Source organism: Kitasatospora sp. NPDC048194 (assembly GCF_043202455.1).
In the GTDB taxonomy this organism is placed as follows: Bacteria; Actinomycetota; Actinomycetes; order Streptomycetales; family Streptomycetaceae; genus Kitasatospora.
The window spans coordinates 101,158-122,866 of the sequence record NZ_JBIDAK010000011.1 but is presented as its reverse complement, the minus strand read 5'-3'; the positions used below and the strand labels follow the sequence as shown (position 1 = coordinate 122,866).

The 21,709-nt window shown below is 72.7% G+C and carries 22 protein-coding genes; 18 read left to right on the top strand and 4 right to left on the bottom strand.

The features are described 5' to 3' along the window. The first annotated feature begins 177 nt into the window (after nt 1–177). On the top strand, nt 178–1,020 hold the full coding sequence (locus ACGF07_RS16200) for a chitosanase (RefSeq protein WP_392899153.1): 843 nt from the start codon (nt 178–180) through the stop codon (nt 1,018–1,020). A 248-nt stretch (nt 1,021–1,268) separates the two neighbouring features. Then, the gene (locus tag ACGF07_RS16195; RefSeq protein WP_350750225.1) at nt 1,269–2,348 is read left to right on the top strand and encodes a substrate-binding domain-containing protein; all 1,080 of its coding nucleotides are present in this window, start codon (nt 1,269–1,271) and stop codon (nt 2,346–2,348) included. Between the two features lie 68 nt (nt 2,349–2,416). Here ACGF07_RS16195 and ACGF07_RS16190 read toward each other — a convergent pair whose 3' ends face one another. Then, nucleotides 2,417–3,286, bottom strand: a complete 870-nt coding sequence (locus tag ACGF07_RS16190; RefSeq protein ID WP_350741554.1) for a 3-hydroxybutyryl-CoA dehydrogenase — start codon at nt 3,284–3,286, stop codon at nt 2,417–2,419. Nucleotides 3,287–3,616: 330 nt separating this feature from the next. Here ACGF07_RS16190 and ACGF07_RS16185 point away from each other — a divergent pair, with 330 nt between their 5' ends. Further along, nucleotides 3,617–4,435: an SDR family NAD(P)-dependent oxidoreductase gene (locus tag ACGF07_RS16185; protein ID WP_392899150.1), complete on the top strand. Its 819-nt coding sequence runs from the start codon at nt 3,617–3,619 to the stop codon at nt 4,433–4,435. A gap of 130 nt (nt 4,436–4,565) precedes the next feature. Here the strand turns inward: ACGF07_RS16185 and ACGF07_RS16180 are convergent, their stop codons facing one another. Continuing rightward, nucleotides 4,566–5,474: a polysaccharide deacetylase family protein gene (locus tag ACGF07_RS16180; protein WP_392899147.1), complete on the bottom strand. Its 909-nt coding sequence runs from the start codon at nt 5,472–5,474 to the stop codon at nt 4,566–4,568. A gap of 208 nt (nt 5,475–5,682) precedes the next feature. Here ACGF07_RS16180 and ACGF07_RS16175 point away from each other — a divergent pair, with 208 nt between their 5' ends. Then, nucleotides 5,683–6,570: an SAM-dependent methyltransferase gene (locus tag ACGF07_RS16175; protein ID WP_392899144.1), complete on the top strand. Its 888-nt coding sequence runs from the start codon at nt 5,683–5,685 to the stop codon at nt 6,568–6,570. A 177-nt stretch (nt 6,571–6,747) separates the two neighbouring features. Further along, nucleotides 6,748–7,257 (top strand): FBP domain-containing protein, encoded by a 510-nt coding sequence (locus ACGF07_RS16170; protein ID WP_392899141.1) that lies wholly within the window; start codon nt 6,748–6,750, stop codon nt 7,255–7,257. 4 nt (nt 7,258–7,261) lie between these two features. Here ACGF07_RS16170 and ACGF07_RS16165 read toward each other — a convergent pair whose 3' ends face one another. Both ACGF07_RS16165 and ACGF07_RS16160 read right to left on the bottom strand, forming a co-directional pair. Beyond that, nucleotides 7,262–7,636, bottom strand: coding sequence for a S4 domain-containing protein (locus ACGF07_RS16165; protein WP_350741544.1), 375 nt, complete (start codon nt 7,634–7,636; stop codon nt 7,262–7,264). A 115-nt stretch (nt 7,637–7,751) separates the two neighbouring features. Beyond that, complete coding sequence (locus ACGF07_RS16160; RefSeq protein ID WP_350741542.1) at nt 7,752–8,156, bottom strand: VOC family protein; 405 nt, start codon at nt 8,154–8,156, stop codon at nt 7,752–7,754. A 97-nt stretch (nt 8,157–8,253) separates the two neighbouring features. Here ACGF07_RS16160 and ACGF07_RS16155 point away from each other — a divergent pair, with 97 nt between their 5' ends. From ACGF07_RS16155 to ACGF07_RS16095, 13 genes are all read left to right on the top strand, one after another. Next, the gene (locus ACGF07_RS16155) at nt 8,254–9,537 is read left to right on the top strand and encodes a methyltransferase (RefSeq protein ID WP_392899137.1); all 1,284 of its coding nucleotides are present in this window, start codon (nt 8,254–8,256) and stop codon (nt 9,535–9,537) included. A gap of 151 nt (nt 9,538–9,688) precedes the next feature. After that, nucleotides 9,689–10,717 (top strand): N-acetyl-gamma-glutamyl-phosphate reductase, encoded by a 1,029-nt coding sequence (gene argC, locus ACGF07_RS16150; protein WP_392899135.1) that lies wholly within the window; start codon nt 9,689–9,691, stop codon nt 10,715–10,717. Continuing rightward, nucleotides 10,714–11,883: a bifunctional glutamate N-acetyltransferase/amino-acid acetyltransferase ArgJ gene (gene argJ / locus ACGF07_RS16145; protein ID WP_350741536.1), complete on the top strand. Its 1,170-nt coding sequence runs from the start codon at nt 10,714–10,716 to the stop codon at nt 11,881–11,883. Before argC ends, argJ begins: the two co-directional genes overlap by 4 nt. A 199-nt stretch (nt 11,884–12,082) precedes the next feature. Then, nucleotides 12,083–12,958 carry an acetylglutamate kinase gene (gene argB / locus ACGF07_RS16140; RefSeq protein ID WP_350741556.1) on the top strand — a complete coding sequence of 292 codons (876 nt, stop codon included), beginning with the start codon at nt 12,083–12,085 and terminating at the stop codon, nt 12,956–12,958. Further along, on the top strand, nt 12,955–14,160 hold the full coding sequence (locus ACGF07_RS16135; protein ID WP_392899133.1) for an acetylornithine transaminase: 1,206 nt from the start codon (nt 12,955–12,957) through the stop codon (nt 14,158–14,160). The genes argB and ACGF07_RS16135 overlap by 4 nt, the downstream gene beginning before the upstream one ends. A 23-nt stretch (nt 14,161–14,183) precedes the next feature. Next, entirely contained in the window at nt 14,184–14,732 is a 549-nt protein-coding gene (locus ACGF07_RS16130) for an arginine repressor (RefSeq protein ID WP_350741532.1), read from the top strand. Nucleotides 14,733–14,876: 144 nt separating this feature from the next. Beyond that, nucleotides 14,877–16,301 carry an argininosuccinate lyase gene (gene argH / locus ACGF07_RS16125; RefSeq protein ID WP_392899130.1) on the top strand — a complete coding sequence of 475 codons (1,425 nt, stop codon included), beginning with the start codon at nt 14,877–14,879 and terminating at the stop codon, nt 16,299–16,301. A 129-nt stretch (nt 16,302–16,430) separates the two neighbouring features. Beyond that, a complete protein-coding gene (locus ACGF07_RS16120) occupies nt 16,431–16,667 on the top strand; it encodes a hypothetical protein (RefSeq protein ID WP_350741528.1) in 237 nt (78 codons plus the stop codon). 316 nt (nt 16,668–16,983) lie between these two features. After that, complete coding sequence (locus tag ACGF07_RS16115; RefSeq protein WP_392899128.1) at nt 16,984–17,487, top strand: GNAT family N-acetyltransferase; 504 nt, start codon at nt 16,984–16,986, stop codon at nt 17,485–17,487. 547 nt (nt 17,488–18,034) lie between these two features. Beyond that, nucleotides 18,035–19,060: an ATP-binding cassette domain-containing protein gene (locus ACGF07_RS16110; RefSeq protein WP_350741524.1), complete on the top strand. Its 1,026-nt coding sequence runs from the start codon at nt 18,035–18,037 to the stop codon at nt 19,058–19,060. Beyond that, nucleotides 19,057–19,785 carry a methionine ABC transporter permease gene (locus ACGF07_RS16105; protein WP_350741522.1) on the top strand — a complete coding sequence of 243 codons (729 nt, stop codon included), beginning with the start codon at nt 19,057–19,059 and terminating at the stop codon, nt 19,783–19,785. Before ACGF07_RS16110 ends, ACGF07_RS16105 begins: the two co-directional genes overlap by 4 nt. 57 nt (nt 19,786–19,842) lie before the next feature. Then, nucleotides 19,843–20,667 carry a MetQ/NlpA family ABC transporter substrate-binding protein gene (locus tag ACGF07_RS16100; RefSeq protein WP_392899124.1) on the top strand — a complete coding sequence of 275 codons (825 nt, stop codon included), beginning with the start codon at nt 19,843–19,845 and terminating at the stop codon, nt 20,665–20,667. A gap of 202 nt (nt 20,668–20,869) precedes the next feature. Continuing rightward, the gene (locus ACGF07_RS16095) at nt 20,870–21,505 is read left to right on the top strand and encodes a GNAT family N-acetyltransferase (protein ID WP_392899121.1); all 636 of its coding nucleotides are present in this window, start codon (nt 20,870–20,872) and stop codon (nt 21,503–21,505) included. The last annotated feature ends 204 nt before the right edge of the window (nt 21,506–21,709 follow it).

The following is a 21,709-nucleotide window of genomic DNA, read 5'->3' as shown; positions in this document are numbered from 1 at the left end:
CGGCCTCGCGTCGCCGCTTCCGGCCTCGCGCCGCTGCTCCCCGGCCTCGCGTCGCCTGACCTGGGCCGTTCACATCCGCTTGAAGTGAATGGGTCAAAGCCCTTGCGGGGCACGGGGCGAAGGGAGTTTCCTACTCGTTAGGAAGGTTTCCTAACCCACTCAGGAAACGGAGCACTCATGCGTCCGCAGCCCCGTCGTGCCCTCCGCATCGCCCTCGCCGCCGCCCTGGTGGCCGCACCGCTGACGGTCGCGGCCACCTCGGCCGCCGAGGCCGCGCCCGCCGCCGCGACGTCCGTCCGGCTCGGCGGTGTCGGCCTGGACGACCCGCACAAGAAGGACATCGCCATGCAGCTGGTGTCCAGCGCGGAGAACTCGTCGCTGGACTGGAAGGCCCAGTACAAGTACATCGAGGACATCGGCGACGGCCGCGGCTACACCGCCGGCATCATCGGCTTCTGCTCCGGCACCGGGGACATGCTGGAGCTGGTGCAGCACTACACCGACATCAAGCCCGGCAACATCCTCGCCAAGTACCTGCCCGCGCTGAAGAAGGTCAACGGCAGCGACTCGCACGCCGGCCTCGGCAGCCCGTTCGTCAAGGACTGGGCCACCGCCGCCAAGGACCCGGCCTTCCAGCAGGCCCAGAACGACGAGCGCGACCGGGTGTACTTCAACCCCGCCGTCAACCAGGCCAAGGCCGACGGCCTGCGCGCGCTCGGCCAGTTCATCTACTACGACGCCATCGTGATGCACGGCCCCGGCACCGACTCCGACAGCTTCGGCGGCATCCGCGCGGCCGCCATGAAGAAGGCCAGGACGCCCGCCCAGGGCGGCGACGAGGCCACCTACCTCAAGGCCTTCCTGGACGTCCGCAAGGTGGTCATGAAGAAGGAGGAGGCGCACTCGGACACCAGCCGGGTCGACACCGAGCAGTCGGTGTTCCTCAACGCCAGGAACTTCGACCTCAACCCGCCGCTGAAGTGGAAGGTCTACGGCGACAGCTACAGCATCGACAGCTGAGCCCCGGTCCGGCCGGCGGCGGGAGGCCGTTCTCCCCCCCCATGGGGTCTCCCGCCGCCCCGGCGCTCCGCCCCCCCACGAAAGTCCAAAGGGGATGTGAAAGTCCTGTTCATCCCGTAACGAATCGAGCAGGCGGATAACGAAGGGTTCCTCCCTCGTTGACGCGTTCCCCCGGTGGCGCTTGACTCCCTCCCCTGCCGCAGTGTTGCGGCGCAGTACAGGAGGCACCACCGATCATGATCAGACCCATGCGTCTCGCGGCCGCGGGCACGGCCGCCGTGTCGCTCGCGCTCACCCTCACGGCCTGCGGGCAGACCGCGGCGCCCCAGACGCCGGCGGCCGGCGGCGGCGGCGAGGGCATCGGTCTGCTGCTGCCGGAGAGCGCGTCCTCCACCCGCTACGACGCGTTCGACAAGCCGCTGATCGAGCAGACGGTGACCAGCCTCTGCACCAAGTGCACCCTCAGCTACGCCAACGCGGGCGGCGACGCGACGCTCCAGAAGAAGCAGTTCGACGACCTGCTCGCCAAGGGCGTCAAGGTCATCCTGCTCGACCCGGTCGACGCCAAGCTCACCGCTCCCTGGGTCGACGCCGCCAACGCCAAGGGCGTGAAGGTCGTCGCGTACGACCGGCTGGCCCAGGGCAAGGTCGCCGCGTACGTCTCCTTCGACAACCAGCGCACCGGCCAGCTCCAGGGCCAGTCCCTGCTCGACGCGCTCGGCTCCAAGGCCTCCTCGGCCAACGTCGTGATGATCAACGGCGCCGAGTCCGACCCCAACGCGGCGCAGTTCAAGGCGGGCGCGCACGAGGCGCTGGACGGCAAGGTCAAGAAGATCGCTTACGAGGAGTCCGGCGAGTGGAAGCCGGAGGTGGCCACCGCGAAGATGAACGCGGCCATCCAGAGCCTCGGGAAGGACGGCATCCAGGCCGTCTACGCCGCGAACGACGGCATGGCCGCCGCGGTCATCGACGCCCTGAAGGCCGCGGGCATCAAGAACGTGCCGGTCGGCGGCCAGGACGCCTCCATCGACGCGGTCCGCCGGGTGCTCACCGGCGAGCAGGCGTACACCATCTACAAGCCGTACAAGCCGGAGACGGACGCCGCGGGCAACATCGCCGTCCAGCTGGCCGAGGGCCTGGACATCAGCACCACCGCCACCTCCGTCACCGACAGCGGGACGCTGCACATCCCCTCGCTGCTGCTCACCCCGATCGTGGTGACCAAGGCGAAGGTGCAGGCCACGGTCGTCGGCGGCGGGCTCTACAAGGCGGCCGACATCTGCACCCAGCCGTACGCGCAGGCCTGCGCGGAGGCCGGGGTCAAGTAGCGCACCCCGCCGGAAGGCAGCGAGGGCGCGGCCGCACGTTCGGTGCAGCCGCGCCCTGCCGCCGTCGGTCAGGCGCTCGCGGTGTAGTCGTAGAAGCCGCGACCGGACTTGCGGCCCAGCAGGCCCGCGTCGACCATCCGGGACAGCAGCGGCGGAGCGGCGTACAGCGGCTCCTTGTACTCGTCGTACATCGACTCGGCGATCGAGACGATGGTGTCCAGACCGATCAGGTCGCACAGCCGCAGCGGGCCCATCGGGTGGGCGCAGCCGGCCTCCATGCCCTTGTCGATGTCGGAGGCGGTGGCCACGCCCGACTCGAACATCCGCACCGCGGAGAGCAGGTACGGCACGAGCAGCGCGTTGACCACGAAGCCGGCCCGGTCACGGGCACGGATCGGCTCCTTGGCGAGCACCTGGGAGGCGAAGGCCTCGACCCGCTCGGTGGTGGTCGCCGAGGTGGTCAGCGTGGGGATGACCTCGACCAGCTTCTGCACCGGCGCCGGGTTGAAGAAGTGCAGGCCGATCACCTGCTCCGGGCGGGAGGTGGCGGCGGCCAGCTTCACGATCGGGATCGAGGAGGTGTTGGAGGCCAGGATCGCGTCACGCCGCTCGATCACCCGGTCCAGCGTCTCGAAGATCCTGACCTTGATGTCCTCGCGTTCGGCGACCGCCTCGACCACCAGGTCGCGGTCGGCGAAGTCGGACAGCTCCACCGTGAAGGACAGCCGTGCCAGCGCCTCGTCCCGCTGCTCGGGGCTCAGCTTCCCGCGCTTGACCGCCGTCTCCAGGGAGTTGGTCAGCCGGGTGCGGCCGAGCTCCAGCGCCTCGCCGCTGGCCTCCGACACCAGGACGTCCAGCCCCGCCCGGGCGAAGACCTCCGCGATGCCCGACCCCATCAGTCCGCAGCCGACTACTCCGACGCGCGCGATGTCACTCACTCAGTTGCCCTTCGGTGGTGCTGGGGGTCGCCCAGCGAACTGGTGGCCCAGCGAGCTGCTGGTCAACGGGTCGGTGAACCGGAATGGGTGCACCGGTCACCGCCCCGACGACGTTACTACTCCGTACCGGCCAGTAGGTCACCCCCTCCCCGGCGCGGTGCCACGTCCACGGTTGCTCCGAACGGGTGGGGACGCACCGCCCGGGCGTGTGGCCGCGCCCGGCGCCGCCTGGCGGCCGACAGAATGCCGCGACAGCAGGCCGCGGGTCTCGGCGGAACGCCCGGGACGGCGGCGGGCGGACGGTGGACGGGGCCGGGAAGGGAACACGCGGTGTCGACGGGATCGCTCACGGGGCGGGTCGCCCTGGTCACCGGGGCCGGCCGGGGCATCGGCCGGGAGATCGCCATCGGCCTGGCCGCCGAGGGCATGGCCGTCGGCCTCGTCGGCCGCACCCACGGCACGCTGAGCGACACCCTCAAGGAGTGCGTCAAGCGCGGCTCGCGCGGGGTCGCGGTCACGGCCGACGTGTGCCGCCCCGGTTCGGTGCGCGAGGCCGTCCGGCTGGTCGAGCGCGACCTCGGCCCGATCGACCTGCTGGTGAACAACGCCGGCCAGGTCGACGCCGCCGAGGTGCCGGTCTGGGAGACCGACCCCACCCAGTGGTGGCGGGTCGTCGAGACCAACCTGCGCGGCCCCTACAACCTGCTGCGCTGCGTGCTCCCCGGCATGGTGGCCCGCCGGAGCGGCCGGGTGCTCAACCTCAACTCCGGCTTCGCGGTGCGCCCCGACGGCCACTACACCGCGTACGCCACCTCCAAGGGCGCGCTGCTCCAGCTCTCCGACAACATCGCGGACTCGCTGGCCCGGTACGGGGTGGTGGTCCTGGACATCAGCCCCGGCGCGGTGGCCACCGACATGACCGCCGGGATGCCGATGTTCCGGGACAACAGGACCTGGGCCTCGATCCCGTACATGGTGGCGGTCACCGTGGACGTCGCCCGCGGCCGCTTCGACGGCCTGCACGGGCGCTTCGTCCACGCCGAGCGGGACGACCTGGCGGAGCTGGTCGAGCAGGCCGAGGAGATCCGGCGGACGGACGCCCGCACGCTGCGGCTGCGGCCGTACAAGGACGACGACCCGATGGTCTGACCGCTGCCCGCCGGCTGCCCGGCCGGCCCGTCCTGCGCCGACCCGGCCTGCGCCGGCCCTGCGGTCCGTCCTGCGCCGGTCGGGCCGCCGGGCCGGCCGCGCGCACGGGTCGCCGGTCCGGCCGCCCCGGCTACGCGCAGAGCTGGCTGGCCGTCACCGGCTTGAGCCCCGCCTTGGCGAGGCCGTCCAGGATCGCCGGCAGCGCGTCGACGGTGCACTGGTGGCCCATGTGCAGGGCCACCACCGAGCCGCCGCGCACCGAGTTCAGCACCCGGCGCTGCAGTTCGGCGGCGCTCGGGTCGTTGTAGTCGCGCGGGTCGACGTCGAAGGACAGCACGTGCTCGTAGCCGACGGCCTTGGCCTGCTCGCGCACCATCGAGGTGGCGTACTGGGCGGCGGAGGGGCGGAACCAGCGGCCGATCGTGCCGGTCAGCTTCTGCAGCCGGTCGGCGCACTGGGCGATCTCGGCGCGCGCCTGGTCCGGCGTCATCGCGGAGATGTTGAGGTGGTTCTGGGTGTGGTTGCCGAGCTCGTGGCCGCCGTCCAGGATCCGTCGGGCCATCTGCGGCTGCTGGTCCAGCCAGCTGCCGACCACCATGACGGTCAGTTTGGCGCCGCGCTGCTCGGCGGCCTCCAGCAGGGCGGTGGCGAGCTTGGGGTCGCCGCTGCCGTGGAAGGTGAGGGCCACGTTCTTGCCGGTACGCGGCCCGTACACCACCTCGAACGGGGTGCCCGCCGCGAGCGGCGCCAGCGTCGGCGGGGTCGGCGGGGCGGTGGTGGCGGCCGCGGCGGCGCTCGGCTCGCCACCGGGCTGCGGGTCGGCCGGCGTGGTCGGGGCGGGGGACTCCGGGCCCTCCCCGCCGTTCCAGGCGGGGTCGGTGGTGTGCTGCGGGTCGACGGCGCCGGGGTGCGCGGCGAGCGCCCCGGTGTCGGCCCGGCGGGGCTTACCGCCGGCGCAACCGGTGACGAGTCCGCCGGCGGCGGTCAGGGCGGCCAGCTGGGCGGCGGTGCGCAGTACGGTGCGGCGGTCGGCAGTCATCGGCAGCCAGCATAGAGAGCGCGGCGCGGCCCGGCGATCCGCCACCGGCGTGTCCGCCCACCTTTTGACGTGCACACACTCCAATCTACGGGTGTTGCGTAAACCTGAACTCCGCCTGTTTCCACGGCGTGTCCTTGGATACGATCACGGCGCGCCGCTGTGTTACGGGGCGGTAGCGAATTCCGGCATGGCGCATTGGGGGCGGAAGATGACGCACGAGGACACCGCGGCCGTCGGCCACGGCACGAGCACCGACTGGCAATGGGCCAGGGCCGAGGACTGGCAGCCGCCGAGCGAACTGGACACCGGCGTACCGCACACCGCGCGGATGTACGACTACTACCTGGGCGGCAAGGACAACTTCGAGGCGGACCGCAAGGCCGCCCAGGCCGCGATCGCCGCCTACCCGGCCCTGCCGCTGCTGGCCCGCACCAACCGGCAGTTCCTCGGCCGGGCCGTCGAGTTCGCGGCGGGCCGGGGGATCCGCCAGTTCGTCGACATCGGCACCGGCATCCCGGCCGTCGGCTCCACCAGCGAGGTCGCCCGGCGGGTCGCCCCGGACGCCCGGGTGGTCTACGTGGACAACGACCCGATCGTCGCCACCCACGCCCGCGCCCTGCTGGCCGGCCGCCCGGTCGGGCGCACCTCGGTGATCGAGGCGGACCTGCGCGATCCGCAGTCCATCCTCGGCCACCCCGCGCTGGCCGCCGCCGTCGACCTCTCCCGGCCGGTCGCGCTGATGCTGGTCGCCGTCCTGCACTTCATCCGCGACGAGGACGGCGCGCAGCAGATCGTGCGCACCCTGCGCGAGGCGCTCGCGCCGGGCAGTGCGCTGATCCTCTCGCACGGCAGTCCTGACTTCGCCTCCCAGGAGAGCGCCGCCGAGGGCACCCGGATCTACCGGAGCGCCAGTGCCCCGCTCGTCCTGCGCCCGCGCGCGGAGGTCGAGCCCTTCTTCGGGGACTTCGACTTCGTCGGCCCCGGCCTCGTCCAACTCCCGCTCTGGCGCCCGACTCCCGGCCACGTCCGCACCGCCGACCTCCCCGAGGGCTGGCAGGACGTCTCCGCCTACGCGGGCGTCGCCATCAAACCCTGAGTCCCTCGCGACGGCCCGGCCCCCGGTCCCGGCGCCTCCCTCCGGTGCCGGGCTCGGTCGTCGAAGCCTGCGGGGGCGAGGGGGTACCCGCAAGCCCTCACCGCAGGACGGACCATCGGTGCGTACCGGGAGAAAATGGCGCGACACGGCCGTGCGGGCGGTGTTAGCTTCCGCGCCATGGAACCCCTGAGCGACTCCGAGATCCGCGCGTCCTTCGTCAACTGCTCCAAGGGCGAGGCCCGTCGGCTCAACCTGCCCCGGGGCCTGGCCGAACTCCCCTGGGAGGACCTGGACTTCCTCGGCTGGCGGGATCCGGGCGCGCCCGACCGGGCGTACCTGGTGGCACCGTACGGCGGCGAGGTGGTCGGGGTGACGCTGCGGTCGCCGGTGATCCGGCGCAGCCTCACCAAGACCAACGTCTGCTCGCTGTGCATCACCGCGCACGCCGGGTCGGGCGTCGCGCTGCTGGCCGCCCGCCGGGCGGGCGCGGCCGGTCGGGAGGGCAACACCGTCGGCACGTACATCTGCGCCGACCTGGCCTGCTCGCTCTACGTGCGCGGGCTGAAGAAGTCCACGCTGGTCACCCGGCCCAACGAGTCGGTGCCGGTGGAGGACCAGATCGCAGCCACGGTGCTCAACCTCGAGGCCTTCCTGGCCCGGGTGCTCACCGACACGGCCGCCGCGTAGGGGGCTACCGTCCGCGCAGCTGGTCCAGTTCGCGGCGCTCCCGCTTGGTCGGCCGCCCGGCGCCCCGGTCGCGTTCGAAGGCCGGGGCGACGAACTCGCGCGGCGGCCGCGGCGGGCTGTTGTCGATCAGGCACTCCGCGGCGGCCGCGGCACCCACCCGCTTGCGGATCAACTGCCGCACCACGACGACCCGCTCGTACCCCTCCTGGCGGACCCGCACCTCGTCACCCGGCTTGAGCGACTGCGCCGGCTTGGCCCGTTCGCCGTTCACCCGGACGTGTCCCGCCTTGCAGGCGGCGGCCGCCAGCGCCCGGGTCTTGGCCAGCCGGACCGACCAGATCCAGACGTCCACCCGCACGTTTCCCTCGTGTTCAGCCATTCTCGGAGCCTACCCAAGCCTCCGGTGACGGACGGTGGCCCCCGGGTGACGGACGGCCTCGGGCGACGGACAGCGGCGCCAGGGTGACGGACGGCCCGGGCGACGGATGGTGACCCTAGGCGACGGACGGCGCCTCCTGGACGGCCCAGCCGTTGCCGTCAGGGTCGTTGAAGAAGACGAAGTTGTTCCAGGCCTCGCCGTGCCCGTCCACCCGGGAGCCCGCGACGAAGTGCTGGACGGGGCTGACCGCGACGCCGCGCGCGGCGAGTTCCGCGTGTGCCTTCTCGATGTCCGGCACCACCAGTTGGAGCCCCTTGACCGATCCGGGCGCCGAGTCGATCACCCCGGTGCCCACCACGATCGAGCAGGACGACCCCGGGGGAGTCAACTGGACCACCCTGATCCCGTCCCGCAGCCGGGTGTCGTGGTCGACCGTGAAGCCGGCCTGCTCCTCGTAGAACAGCTTGGCGCGGTCCACGTCCGCCACCGGGACGACCACGACTTCGAGCTTCCAGTCCATCACCCTCACCCCTCTCGGTCGGGCTCTTCCAGTATCCGTCCGGTCGGATCCGCACGAAACCGTTCCCCGTCGGGCCGTCGGATAGCCTGAGAACACGATGAATCCGCAGACCACGCCCGCCGCGACCGCGCCGCAGACCCCGCTGGCCACCCCCTGGGGCAGCTTCGACCTCACCCGCTTCCCGGCGGACCCGCGCGAGCGGCTGCGGGCCTGGGACGCGGCCGACGAGTACCTGCTGCGCCACCTCGCCGGCGAGACGGACAGCGCCGCCGGCGCCGCGACCGAGCTGGCCGGTCGGCGGATCGTCGTCCTCGGCGACCGCTGGGGCGCGCTGACGACGGCGCTGACCGCCGCGTCGGGCTCGGCCCCCTCCGGCGCGCCCGCCGCCGCGCCCTCCGGGGAGCCGTCCGCCGCCCCGGCGCCGTACGGGCCGGTCCAGATCACCGACTCCCACCTCGGCCGCCGGGCCACCCGGGAAAACCTCGCCCGGGCCGGCGTCCCCGTGGACGACTCCCGGCTGCTCACCACCCGGGACACCCCGCCGGAGCGGATCGACGTCCTGCTGGTGCGCATCCCCAAGAGCCTGGCGCTGCTGGAGGACCAGCTGCACCGGCTCGCCCCGGCGATCCACTCCGGCACGGTGGTGATCGGCACCGGCATGGTCACCGAGATCCACACCTCCACCCTGCGGCTGTTCGAGAGGATCCTCGGCCCGACCCGCACCTCGCTCGCGGTGCGCAAGGCCCGGCTGGTCTTCTGCACCCCCGATCCGGCGCTCGACCCCGGCCCCAACCCGTGGCCGCACCGCTACGCACTGCCGCCGGACATCGGCCCCGCCTCCGGCCGTACGGTCGTCAACCACGCCGGCACCTTCTGCGCCGAACGGCTCGACATCGGCACCCGCTTCTTCCTGGCCCACCTGCCGACCCCGGCCCCGGGCGCCCGGGTGGTCGACCTCGGCTGCGGCAACGGCGTGGTCGGTACGGCCGCCGCGCTGGCCGGGCCGGGCGCGGAGCTGGTGTTCGTGGACGAGTCGCACCAGGCCGTCGCCTCCGCCGAGGAGACCTTCCGCACGAACCTGGGCCCGGACGCCCCGGCGGAGTTCCTCACCGCGGACGCGCTCGACCCGGCCCTGTTCGCCCCGGGCTCGGTGGACCTGGTGCTCAACAACCCGCCGTTCCACTCCCACCAGGCCACCACCGACGCCACCGCGTGGCGGATGTTCACCGGCTCCCGGCGGGCGCTCAGGCCCGGCGGCGAACTCTGGGTGGTCGGCAACCGCCACCTCGGTTACCACGTCAAGCTGCGCAAGCTGTTCGGCAACTGCCGACTCGTCGCCGGGAACCCGAAGTTCGTGGTGCTGCGGGCGGTCAAGCGCTGACGGGGCGGCGATCGCCCGCCGCGGGCCCCGACCTTGTGAGCCCTTCTCCGCCCCCTCGGCCGCACCTCTGGCCCAGGGGCGCGTTCCCGGAGCGGTCTTGCATGGATTTTCCCTCGCGCGTATATTCATGCCACGACCAAGGAGGAACGCCATGGCATTGCGAGTCGCCGTCGCCGGCGCGAGCGGGTACGCGGGCGGCGAGGTGCTGCGCCTGCTGCTCGGCCACCCGGAGGTGGAGATCGGGGCGCTGACCGGCGGCTCGAACGCGGGCACCCGGCTGGGCGCGCTGCAGCCGCACCTGATCCCGCTGGCCGACCGCGTCCTCGAACCCACCACCCCCGAGGTGCTGGCCGACCACGACGTGGTGTTCCTCGCGCTGCCGCACGGCCAGTCCGCCGCCGTCGCCGAGGCACTCGGACCGAACGTCCTCGTGGTCGACTGCGGCGCCGACTTCCGGCTCAAGGCCGCCGCCGACTGGGAGCAGTTCTACGGCTCCGCGCACGCCGGCACCTGGCCCTACGGCCTGCCCGAACTCCCCGGCCACCGCGCCGCGTTGAAGGGCAGCAACCGGATCGCCGTGCCCGGCTGCTACCCGACGGCCGTCTCCCTCGCGCTCTTCCCGGCCTACGCGGCCGGGCTCGCCGAGCCGGAGGCCGTGGTGGTCGCCGCCTCCGGCACCTCCGGCGCCGGCAAGGCCGCCAAGCCCCACCTGCTGGGCAGCGAGGTCATGGGCAGCGTCAGCCCGTACGGCGTCGGCGGCGTGCACCGGCACACCCCGGAGATGGTGCAGAACCTCACCCCGCTCGCGGGCGAGCCGGTCACCGTCTCCTTCACCCCCACCCTCGTCCCGATGCCGCGCGGGATCCTCGCGACCTGCTCCGCCAAGGCCAGGCCGGGCGTGAGCGCCGAGAGCCTGCGCGCTGCCTACGCCGAGGCGTTCGCGGACGAGGCCTTCGTCCACCTGCTGCCCGAGGGGCAGTGGCCGCAGACCAGCAGCGTCTACGGCGCCAACACCGCCCTGGTCCAGGTGGCCCTGGACCAAACCGCCGGGCGGATCATCGCGATCAGCGCGATCGACAACCTGGTCAAGGGCACCGCCGGCGGCGCGGTGCAGAGCATGAACATCGCCCTCGGCCTGCCCGAGGAGCTGGGCCTTCCCGTGAACGGAGTCGCACCGTGACCACCCCGAACACCGGCGTCACCGCCGCCAAGGGCTTCCGCGCCGCCGGCGTGACCGCCGGCCTCAAGGCCTCCGGTGCCCCGGACCTCGCCCTGGTGGTCAACGACGGCCCCTCCCTCGCCGCCGCCGGCGTCTTCACCCGCAACCGCGTCAAGGCCGCCCCGGTGCTCTGGTCCGAGCAGGTGCTCAAGGGCGGCCAGGTCTCCGCCGTCGTCCTCAACTCCGGTGGCGCCAACGCCTGCACCGGCCCGCTCGGCTTCCAGGACACCCACGCCACCGCGGAGCGGGTCGCCGCGGAACTCGGCCTCAACGCCGGCGAGGTCGCGGTCGCCTCCACCGGCCTGATCGGCGTCCGGCTGCCGATGGACCTCCTGCTGCCGGGCGTCACCCTGGCCGCCCGGGAGCTGAGCGACACCGGCGGCGAGGCCGCCGCGATCGCCATCAAGACCACCGACACCGTGCACAAGACCGCACAGTTCACCAGCCCGGCCGGCTGGACGGTCGGCGGCATGGCCAAGGGTGCGGGCATGCTCGCCCCCAGCCTCGCCACCATGCTGGTCGTCCTCACCACCGACGCCGACCTCGACAGCGCGGCCCTGGACACCGCGCTGCGCGAGGCCACCCGCACCACCTTCGACCGGATCGACTCCGACGGCTGCATGTCGACCAACGACACCGTGCTGCTGCTCGCGTCCGGCGCCTCCGGCACCACCCCCGACCGGGCCGAGTTCGCCGAGGCCGTCCGCGCCGTCAGCGCCGACCTGGCCCGTCAGCTGATCGGCGACGCCGAGGGCGCCGGCAAGGACATCCGGATCGACGTCACCGGCGCCGCCACCGAGGACGAGGCCGTCGAGGTCGCCCGGACGATCAGCCGCAACAACCTGCTCAAGTGCGCCATCCACGGCGAGGACCCGAACTGGGGCCGGGTGCTGGCCGCGATCGGCACCACGGACGCCGCCTTCGACCCGAACCGGCTGGACGTGGCGATCAACGGCGTCTGGGTGTGCAAGGACGGCGGCGTCGGCGAGGACCGCGACCTGGTGGACATGAAGGGCCGCGAGGTCGTCATCACCGCGGACCTCAACGCCGGTACGGCGAGTGCCTCGCTGTGGACCAACGACCTGACCGCCGACTACGTCCACGAGAACAGCGCCTACTCCACCTGAGCCGGCCTGAGCCGCGCCGGCCGAGCCGCCACCGAGCCGCCACCGAGCCGCCACCGAGTCGCCCGCCCGAGCCGCGCCGGCCGAGCCGCGCGCCTGCCCGCGCACCGACGGGCGCACTGATCCTGAGAAGGACACCGCTACCGTGCAGATCGCACCCAAGGGCGAACAGGCCCGCAACAACACGGCGTTGCCCAAGGCCATGACGCTGATCGAGGCGCTGCCGTGGCTGGAGCGCTTCCACGGCAAGACCGTCGTGATCAAGTTCGGCGGCAACGCCATGGTGGACGACAGCCTCAAGGCGGCCTTCGCCCAGGACGTCGTCTTCCTCCGCTACGCCGGACTGCACCCCGTCGTGGTGCACGGCGGCGGCCCGCAGATCAGCGCCCAACTCGACAAGCTCGGGCTGGAGTCCAACTTCACCAACGGCCTGCGCGTCACCACCCCCGAGACCATGGACGTGGTGCGCATGGTGCTGGCCGGCCAGGTCCAGCGCGAGCTGGTCGGCCTGCTCAACGGGCACGGCCCGTTCGCCGTCGGCATGACCGGCGAGGACGCGCACACCATGACCGCCGTCAAGCGGTACGCGGTGGTGGACGGCGAGCAGGTCGACATCGGCCTGGTCGGCGACATCGTCAACATCGAGGCCGGCGCGGTGAAGGCGCTGATCGCCGACGGCCGGATCCCGGTCATCTCCTCGATCGCCCGCGGCGCCGACGGCCACGTCTACAACATCAACGCCGACACCGCCGCCTCCGCCCTCGCGGTCGCCCTCGGTGCCGAGATGCTGGTGGTGCTCACCGACGTCGAGGGCCTCTACAAGGACTGGCCGAACTCCGACGACGTGATCAGCCAGCTCACCGCGAGCGAGCTGGAGGACCTGCTGCCGGGCCTGGCCAGCGGCATGCTCCCCAAGATGGAGGGCTGCCTGCGCGCCGTGCGCTCCGGCGTGGGCACCGCCCGCGTGCTGGACGGCCGGGTGCAGCACAGCCTGCTGCTGGAGATCTTCACCGACGAGGGCATCGGCACGATGGTCGTGCCGGACGACGAACCGACCGTGACCGGGGGACTGGCATGACCCACAACGAGCAGCTCACCGACCGGTGGCAGCACGCGTTCACCGCCAACTACGGCACCCCGCGCATCCCGCTGGTGCGCGGCGCGGGCGCCAAGCTCTGGGACGCGGACGGCAAGGAGTACACCGACCTGCTCGGCGGCATCGCCGTCAACGCGCTGGGCACCGCCCACCCGGCCGTCGTCGAGGCGGTCAGCCGTCAGATCGCCACCCTGGGCCACGTCTCCAACCTGTTCATGGCCGAGCCCACCATCGCCCTGGCCGAGCGGCTGCTGCGGCTGGACGGCCGCGAGGGCGGCCGGGTGTTCTTCTGCAACTCCGGCGCCGAGGCCAACGAAGCCGCCTTCAAGATCAGCCGGCGCACCGGCCGCACCCACCTGGTCGCCCTCGAGGGCGGCTTCCACGGCCGGACGATGGGCGCTCTCGCGCTCACCGGCCAGCCCGCCAAGCAGGACCCGTTCCGCCCGCTGCCCGGCGACGTCACCCACGTCCCGTTCGGCGACGTCGCGGCGCTGCGCGCGGCCGTCACCACCGAGACCGCGGCCGTCTTCCTGGAGCCGGTCCAGGGCGAGAACGGCGCGATCCCGCTGCCCGACGGCTACCTCCGGGCGGCCCGCGAGATCACCCGGGCGACCGGCACCCTGCTCGTCCTGGACGAGATCCAGACCGGCATCGGCCGCACCGGCCACTGGTACGCCCACCAGGCCTTCGAGGGCGTCGAGCCGGACGTGGTCACCCTGGCGAAGGCGCTCGGCGGCGGTCTGCCGATGGGCGCGGTGCTGGCCTTCGGCCGGGCGGCCGAGCTGCTCACCCCGGGTCAGCACGGCACCACCTTCGGCGGGAACCCGGTGGCCGCCGCGGCCGGGCTCGCGGTGCTGGACACCATCGAGTCCGAGGGCCTGCTGGAGCACGTCCGCAAGACCGGCGAGCGGCTGCGGCAGGGCGTCGAGGCGATCGGCGACCCGCTGGTCTCGCACGTGCGCGGGGCCGGTCTGCTGCTCGGGATCGTGCTCACCCGGCCGGTCTCGGCCCTGGTCCAGGCAGCCGCGCAGGAGGCGGGCTTCCTGGTCAACGCGGCCGTGCCGGACGCCGTACGGCTGGCGCCGCCGCTGGTGCTGACCGAGCAGGAGGCGGACGCCTTCCTGGCGGCGCTGCCGGGCATCCTCCGGACGGTGCGCGAGGGCGCCCCGGCCGATGCGAGTTGACCGTCGTCCGGGAGAATAATCACATGACCGATTCCCGTTCCGGCTCCTCCGCCGCCGGCCCGACGCCGCAGGTCCCGCAGACCCGCACCGCGCGCCACCGGCGGATCGTGGACCTGCTCACCCGCCAGCCCGTGCGTTCGCAGAGCCAGCTCGCCAAGCTGCTCGCCGACGACGGACTCGTGGTCACCCAGGCCACCCTCTCCCGGGACCTGGACGAGCTGGGCGCGGTCAAGATCCGCAACCGGGACGGCGCGCTCATCTACGCCGTCCCGGCCGAGGGCGGCGACCGCACGCCGCGCGCGCCGATGGGGGAGTCGGCCAGCGAGGGCCGGATGGCCCGGCTGGCCGGTGAGCTGATGGTCTCCGCGACGGCCTCCGGGAACCTGGTGGTGCTGCGGACCCCGCCCGGGGCCGCGCAGTTCCTGGCCTCGGCGATCGACCAGGCGGAGGTGTTCGAGATCATCGGCACCATCGCCGGCGACGACACCGTGCTGCTGATCAGCCGCGACCCCGCCGGCGGGCAGGCGCTCGCCGACCACCTCATGCAACTCGCCCAGGCGAAGGCCCAGTAGCGCTTCCACCTTGCGAAACCCCGGCCTGCGGACCAGCTCCGGCCGGGGTTTTGTGTTTCATACGGCGTCGTGCATACTTATGCCATCCGCTGCACATGTGTGCCACCACCGCATCCGTGCGACCCCGCGTAAGGAGCCACCGCGATGACCGCCCAGCAGTCCTCCGACGTCCGCCTCTGGGGCGCGCGCTTCGCCGACGGCCCGTCCGAGGCTCTGGCCAGGCTCTCCGCCTCGGTCCACTTCGACTGGCGCCTCGCCCCGTACGACATCGCCGGCTCCAAGGCCCACGCCCGGGTGCTGCACAAGGCCGGGCTGCTCTCCGACGAGGAGCTCGCCGCGATGCTGGCCGGCCTCGACCGGCTGCTCGCCGACGTCGAGGCCGGCGCCTTCACCGGCACCGTCGCCGACGAGGACGTCCACACCGCCCTGGAGCGCGGCCTGCTGGAGCGCCTCGGCGCCGAGCTGGGCGGCAAGCTGCGGGCCGGGCGCTCGCGCAACGACCAGATCGCCACCCTGTTCCGGATGTACCTGCGGGACCACGCGAAGACCATCGGCGGCCTGCTGCTCGACCTCCAGCACGCCCTGGTCGGCCTGGCCGAGGCCCACCCCGACACCGCCATGCCGGGCCGCACCCACCTGCAGCACGCCCAGCCTGTCCTCTTCGCCCACCACGTCCTCGCGCACGTGCAGGCCCTCGGCCGGGACGCCGAGCGGCTGCGCCAGTGGGACGCCCGCACCGCCGTCTCGCCGTACGGCTCCGGCGCGCTGGCCGGCTCCTCGCTCGGCCTCGACCCGCAGGCGGTCGCCGCCGACCTCGGCTTCGAGGGCGGCTCGGTCGGCAACTCCATCGACGGCACCGCCGCGCGGGACTTCGTCGCCGAGTTCGCCTTCGTGACCGCGATGATCGGCGTCAACCTCTCCCGGATCGCGGAGGAGGTGATCATCTGGAACACCAAGGAGTTCGGCTTCATCACGCTGCACGACGCCTTCTCCACCGGCTCCTCGATCATGCCGCAGAAGAAGAACCCGGACATCGCCGAGCTGGCCCGTGGCAAGTCCGGCCGGCTGATCGGCAACCTGACCGGCCTGCTGGCCACCCTCAAGGCGCTGCCGCTCGCCTACAACCGGGACCTCCAGGAGGACAAGGAGCCGGTCTTCGACTCCTGCGACACCCTGGAGGTGCTGCTGCCCGCGTTCACCGGGATGATGGCCACCCTCACCGTGCACCGGGAGCGGCTGGAGGAGCTGGCCCCGGCCGGCTTCTCGCTCGCCACCGACATCGCCGAGTGGCTGGTCAAGCAGGGTGTCCCGTTCCGGGTCGCGCACGAGGTGGCCGGCGCCTGCGTCAAGGTCTGCGAGGCCCGGGGCATCGAGCTGTCCGACCTGACGGACGAGCAGTTCGCCTCGATCTCCGAGCACCTGACCCCCGAGGTCCGGTCGGTGCTCAGCGTGCACGGGGCCATCGCCGCCCGCAGCGGGCGCGGTGGCACCGCCCCCTCGGCCGTCGCGGTCCAGCTCGCCGAGGTGAAGGCGGACCTGGCGCGGCAGCAGGAGTGGCTCCAGGGCTGATCCCCGGCGGGGCGGGGGAGGGGCGCGGCGGTCCGACCGGCGCGCCCCTCCCGCGTGCGTGCCCCGGCCCGGGCGTAACCGGCTCCGGCCGGGCCCGTCATCCACGGTGTGTGCACCACCCTTCCGCCCGTGCCCTCCGCCGAGGACGTCTACCTCGCCGAACGCCGCCGCCGCGTGGTCCGCGAGGTCGTCGCCGCCCTGCCCGGCCGCTGCCCGCAACTGGTCGCCGCCCTCGCCGAGGATCCGCCGCCGACCTACCGCGAGCTCTCCGAGCGCCTCGACATGCCGCGCGGCTCCATCGGCCCCACCCGCTCCCGCTGCCTGGCCTGCCTGCGGCTGCTGCTGCACGCGGAGCGGTACCTCTGAACGATGGCGAGGCCCGACTCCGAGCGACCGCGAGGCGGACCTCCCCGCGACCACCACCGGTACCCCTGAGCGATCGCGATCGGTTCCCCTGAGTGGTCGCGACCGGCACGCCTGGGCGGTCATGACGGCCCCGCCGCCCCTCCCGGCCGGGCGTGATGCTCGCCACTGTCGGTGCCCGCGAAGGTTGAGGGCAGCTGACACCCGGGTAGAGCGCTGGCGAACGTCAACTCTTGACGGGGACGCGATCGCTCGGATACTGAGCGTGAGCGCGTCACCCTCTGCGCGCCGGGCACGACGACTGGGGAGGCCCCTCCACATGGGCATGAGCGTGATCATCTCGGCCGGCACGGCCGACGATGCCGAGCAGATCCTCAAGCTCCAGTACCTGGGTTACCAGCCCGAGGCGGAGCTCTACGGCGACTGGGCGATCGAGCCCCTGACCGAGACCCTGGAGCAGCTGCGCGCCGAGCTGGCCGAGCGGCACGTCCTGGTCGCCCGCCTCGGCGACGAGGTGGTCGGCACCGTCCGCGGCCACGTCGACGCCGAGGGCATCGGCCGGATAGGGCGTCTGGTGGTCCACCCCCGGATGCAGCGGCACGGCCTGGGCGGACGGCTGCTGGCTGCCCTGGAGCGCAGCCTGGCCGAGGGCGGCCGCCCGGTGACCGCCTACCGGCTGTCCACCGGCCACCGCAGCCTCGGGAACCTGCGCCTCTACGCCCGCCAGGGTTACCGGCAGACCGGCGTCGAGCAGGTCAGCAGCCGGCTGAGCTTGGTGCACTTCGAGAAGCCGGTCGCCGCCCCGCTCGCCGCGACCGCCTGACCCCCGCCCGCACGGCCCTCCTCGGCGCCGCCACCATCCGGACAGGGTGGTGGCGGCGCCGAGCCGTTATCAGGCCTGGTCACAGGGGTCGATGTCCGCAATGCGGACAGCGGCGCAGAACAATTGGGCGCTGTCCGACTGATCTGTTTTACTGGCTCACATGACTGCGACGACGAACTGGACCCCCACCGGCACGCTGCCGGCAGGTGAGCGTGCCATGTGCCGTCGAATGTGTCACTGCTGAGGGCCACCGCCCCAGGGCACCTACTGACGGTGCCTCCCCTCGCGCCCCGAAGCGAGACCCCGGCGCCGCTCCCGTCCGTGCGAGCGCGCCCATCCTCCCGGAACCCCTCCCTCCGGCGTGCCCGCCCACCTGCGGCCGCCGGTGACTCGTCAGGGCCACGCCCTCGCGCGGCCCGGCCGGCCAACGGCCACGATCAAGGGGTGGCAGCTCCGGATCCCCCTGGTGAGGCGTGGTGGACGCCGCCGACCGCGAACCGGTCGGACGGTCCACACCGCCGCCCGCCCCCGACCCACGGAAGCAGCTGTGATCACCACCACGGACCTCACGAAGGTCTACCGCTCCCGAGGCCGCGAGGTCACCGCCCTCGCCGGCGTCGACCTGCACGTCCGCCCGGGCGAGGTCTACGGAGTCGTCGGCACCAGCGGTGCCGGCAAGTCCACCCTCATCCGCTGCGTGAACATGCTGGAGCGCCCGACCTCCGGCACCGTCACCGTGGACGGGGTCGAGCTCACCGCGCTGTCCGGCGGCGAGAACCGGGCCGGCCGGGAGCTGCGCGAGGCGCGCCGCCGGATCGGCATGGTCTTCCAGCACTTCAACCTGCTGTCCTCGCGCACCGTCCAGCAGAACGTCGAACTCCCGCTGGAGATCATCGGCCTGGACCGCACCCAGCGCCGCCGCAAGGCCGGCGAACTCCTGGAGCTCGTCGGCCTCGGCGACAAGGCGCGCAGCTACCCCAACCAGCTCTCCGGCGGCCAGAAGCAGCGCGTCGGCATCGCCCGCGCGCTGGCCGGCGACCCCAAGGTGCTGCTCTCCGACGAGGCCACCTCGGCCCTCGACCCGGAGACCACCCGCTCGATCCTCAAGCTGCTGCGCGACCTCAACCAGCAACTGGGCCTGACCGTCCTGCTGATCACCCACGAGATGGACGTCATCAAGTCCGTCTGCGACTCCGCCGCCCTGATGCGCGGCGGTCGGGTGGTCGAGTCCGGCGAGCTCAGCGACCTGCTGGCAGAGCCCGGCTCGGAGCTGGCCCGCGAGCTCTTCCCGCTCAGCGAGTTCGGCACCGGGCAGCCCGGCTCCACCGTGCTGGAGATCACCTTCCAGGGCGACACCTCGGCCCAGCCGTTCGTCTCCCAGCTCGCCCGCACCTACCAGATCGACATCAACATCCTCGGCGCCGCCGTCGAGACCATCGCCGGCCGGATGGTCGGCCGGATGCGGGTCGAACTCTCCGGCGGCCACCAGGACAACGTGGTGCCGATCGGCTACCTGCGCGAGCAGGGCCTGCAGGTGGACGTGATTGGCGCGGCGAACGGAGCGGTGGCATGACCTGGGACCAGATGCAGGAACTGATGTGGCCCGCCACCCAGGAGACCTTCCAGATGGTCGGGGTGGCCGCCGTCCTCACCGTGCTGCTCGGCCTGCCGCTCGGCGTGCTGCTGGTGCTCACCGACAAGGACGGCCTGCTCGCCAACCGGGCCGTCAACAAGGCCATCGGCTTCGTGGTGAACATCGCCCGCTCGGTGCCGTTCATCATCCTGATGATCGCGCTGATCTCCTTCACCCGCTGGCTGGTCGGCACCTCGATCGGCTGGCAGGCCGCGACCGTACCGCTCACCATCGGCGCCGTCCCGTTCTTCGCCCGCCTGGTCGAGACCTCCGTGCGCGAGGTCGACCGCGGTCTGGTCGAGGCCGTCCAGTCGATGGGCGGCAGCACCTGGACGATCGTCCGCAAGACCCTGCTGCCCGAGGCGCTGCCCGGCATCGTGGCCTCGATCACGACCACGGTCATCGCCCTGATCGGCTACTCCGCGATGGCCGGCACCGTCGGCGGCGGCGGACTCGGCACGCTCGCCGTCAACTACGGCTACCAGCGCTTCGAGACGGCCTTCATGTGGGTCATCGTGGCCGAGCTGGTGATCATCGTCACGGCCGTCCAGCTGATCGGCGACTTCGCCGTCCAGCGCCTGTCCCACCGCGGCCGCGCCGGCGGCCGGACCCGGCTGCTCGGCCGCACCCCGACCGATCCCGACAAGGACCTCGTCGCCTCCTAGACCTCCCCCGTCCGATCCCGGACGCGGCTCCCCGCACCACGCAGAAAGGCACTTTTCGTGCGCAACGCCCTGAAGTTCACCAGTGTCCTCGCCACCGCCGGCCTCGCCCTCTCGCTGGCCGCCTGCGGCAGCTCCGGGTCCTCCTCCTCGGACCCGAACGCGCCGCTCAAGGTCGTCGCCAGCCCCACCCCGCACGGGCAGATCCTCAAGTACGTCAAGGACAACCTCGCGGACAAGGCCGGCCTCAAGCTCGACATCAAGGAGGTCACCGACTACGTGACCCCCAACACGGCGGTGCAGGACGGTTCGGCCGACGCCAACTACTTCCAGCACGTCCCGTACCTGGAGGACTTCAACAAGAAGCACGGCACCGACATCGTCTCGGTCGGGACCGTGCACCTGGAGCCGCTCGGCCTCTACTCCAAGAAAGTCAAGGCGATCACCGACCTGCCGGCGGGCGCCACCATCGGCCTGCCCAACGACGCCACCAACGAGGGCCGCGCGCTCAAGCTGCTCGCCGACAACAAGCTCATCACCCTCAAGGACGGCGCCGGGACCACCGCCACCCCGGCCGACGTCACCGGCAACCCGAAGAACTTCAAGTGGAAGGAGCTGGAGGCCGCCCAGCTGCCCCGCTCCGTCTCCGACCTCGACGCCGCCGTCATCAACGGCAACTACGCGCTCGACTCCGGCCTGAAGCCGGCCACCGACGCGCTGGTGCTGGAGAAGGCCGAGGGCAACCCGTACGCCAACATCCTCGCCGTCAAGAAGGGCAAGGAGAACGACCCGCGGGTGAAGAAGCTCGCCGAGCTGCTGCACTCCGACGAGGTCAAGAAGTACATCAACGACACCTTCCAGGGCTCGGTCATCCCGGCCTCCTGACCGGACGCCGCGCGCCGCGCCGCACCGCCCGACCGGGCCCCCGCCGCACCTCGGCGGGGGCCCGGTCGGGCAGTATGCCCCAGGGACGGCCCCGGACCGACGGTGTTCTGACGTACCGTCGTGCGCGCGGCGCACCTCGTGGTACCCGGAGTGCGCCGGAGGCGTACGGTGTTGTGTTCACGACCCGGCGAGGAGAGACGGCATGGCAGCGAGCTTCCCCGAGACCGCCATCAGCACCGATCGGCTGCTGCTGCGTCCCCTTGCGGAGGACGACGCCCCCGGCCTGGCCGCCATGATGGCCGACGACCTCGTGCTGGCCTGGACGGACCTCCCCCACCCCTTCACCGAGGCGTACGCGGCCGAGCTCGCCCGCACCCTCGCCCCCGCCCACCGGGCCGCCGGGCGGGGCATCGTCCTCGCCGTCACCGAACACCTCACCCAGCGCCTGGTCGGTCTCGTCGAACTGCGCAACACCGACTGGCGGCTGCGCAGCACCGAGATCTCCTACGTCACCGCCGCCTGGGCGCGCGGCGAGGGCTACGCCCCGGAGGCCGTCCTCGGCGTCGCCCAGTGGCTGTTCGAGGACCGCGGCTTCCTGCGCCTGGAGATGCGCACCGCCGCCGGGAACACCGCCGCCCAGCAGGTCGCCCAGCGGATCGGTGCCATCAGCGAGGGCGTGCTGCGCAGCGCCTGGATAGTGCGCGGTGAGTCCGGCGAGGTCGCCGTGGAGAGCCGCAGCGACCTCATCCTGTGGAGCCTGCTGCCCGAGGACCTGGAATCGCCCGGTCCGCACCGGGACGGCTGGCACGGCGACCACCGCTACGTGCTGCGCGACTGACCCGCAGCCCGGGAGTCCCGCAGCCGCTGAGCCCCGCTGCCGCCGTGCCCCGCAGTCCCGGAGCCCCGGCGCTTCCGCACCCCGCGGCCCCGGCGCCGAGGCCGCGTCCGATCCGGCCCGGCGCAAGGCCCCGCTCCTCCCCGGCGGAACCGCCCGGCCACCCGATCGGCACGGACATGTGTACGAGATGTCGGACCACGGGGG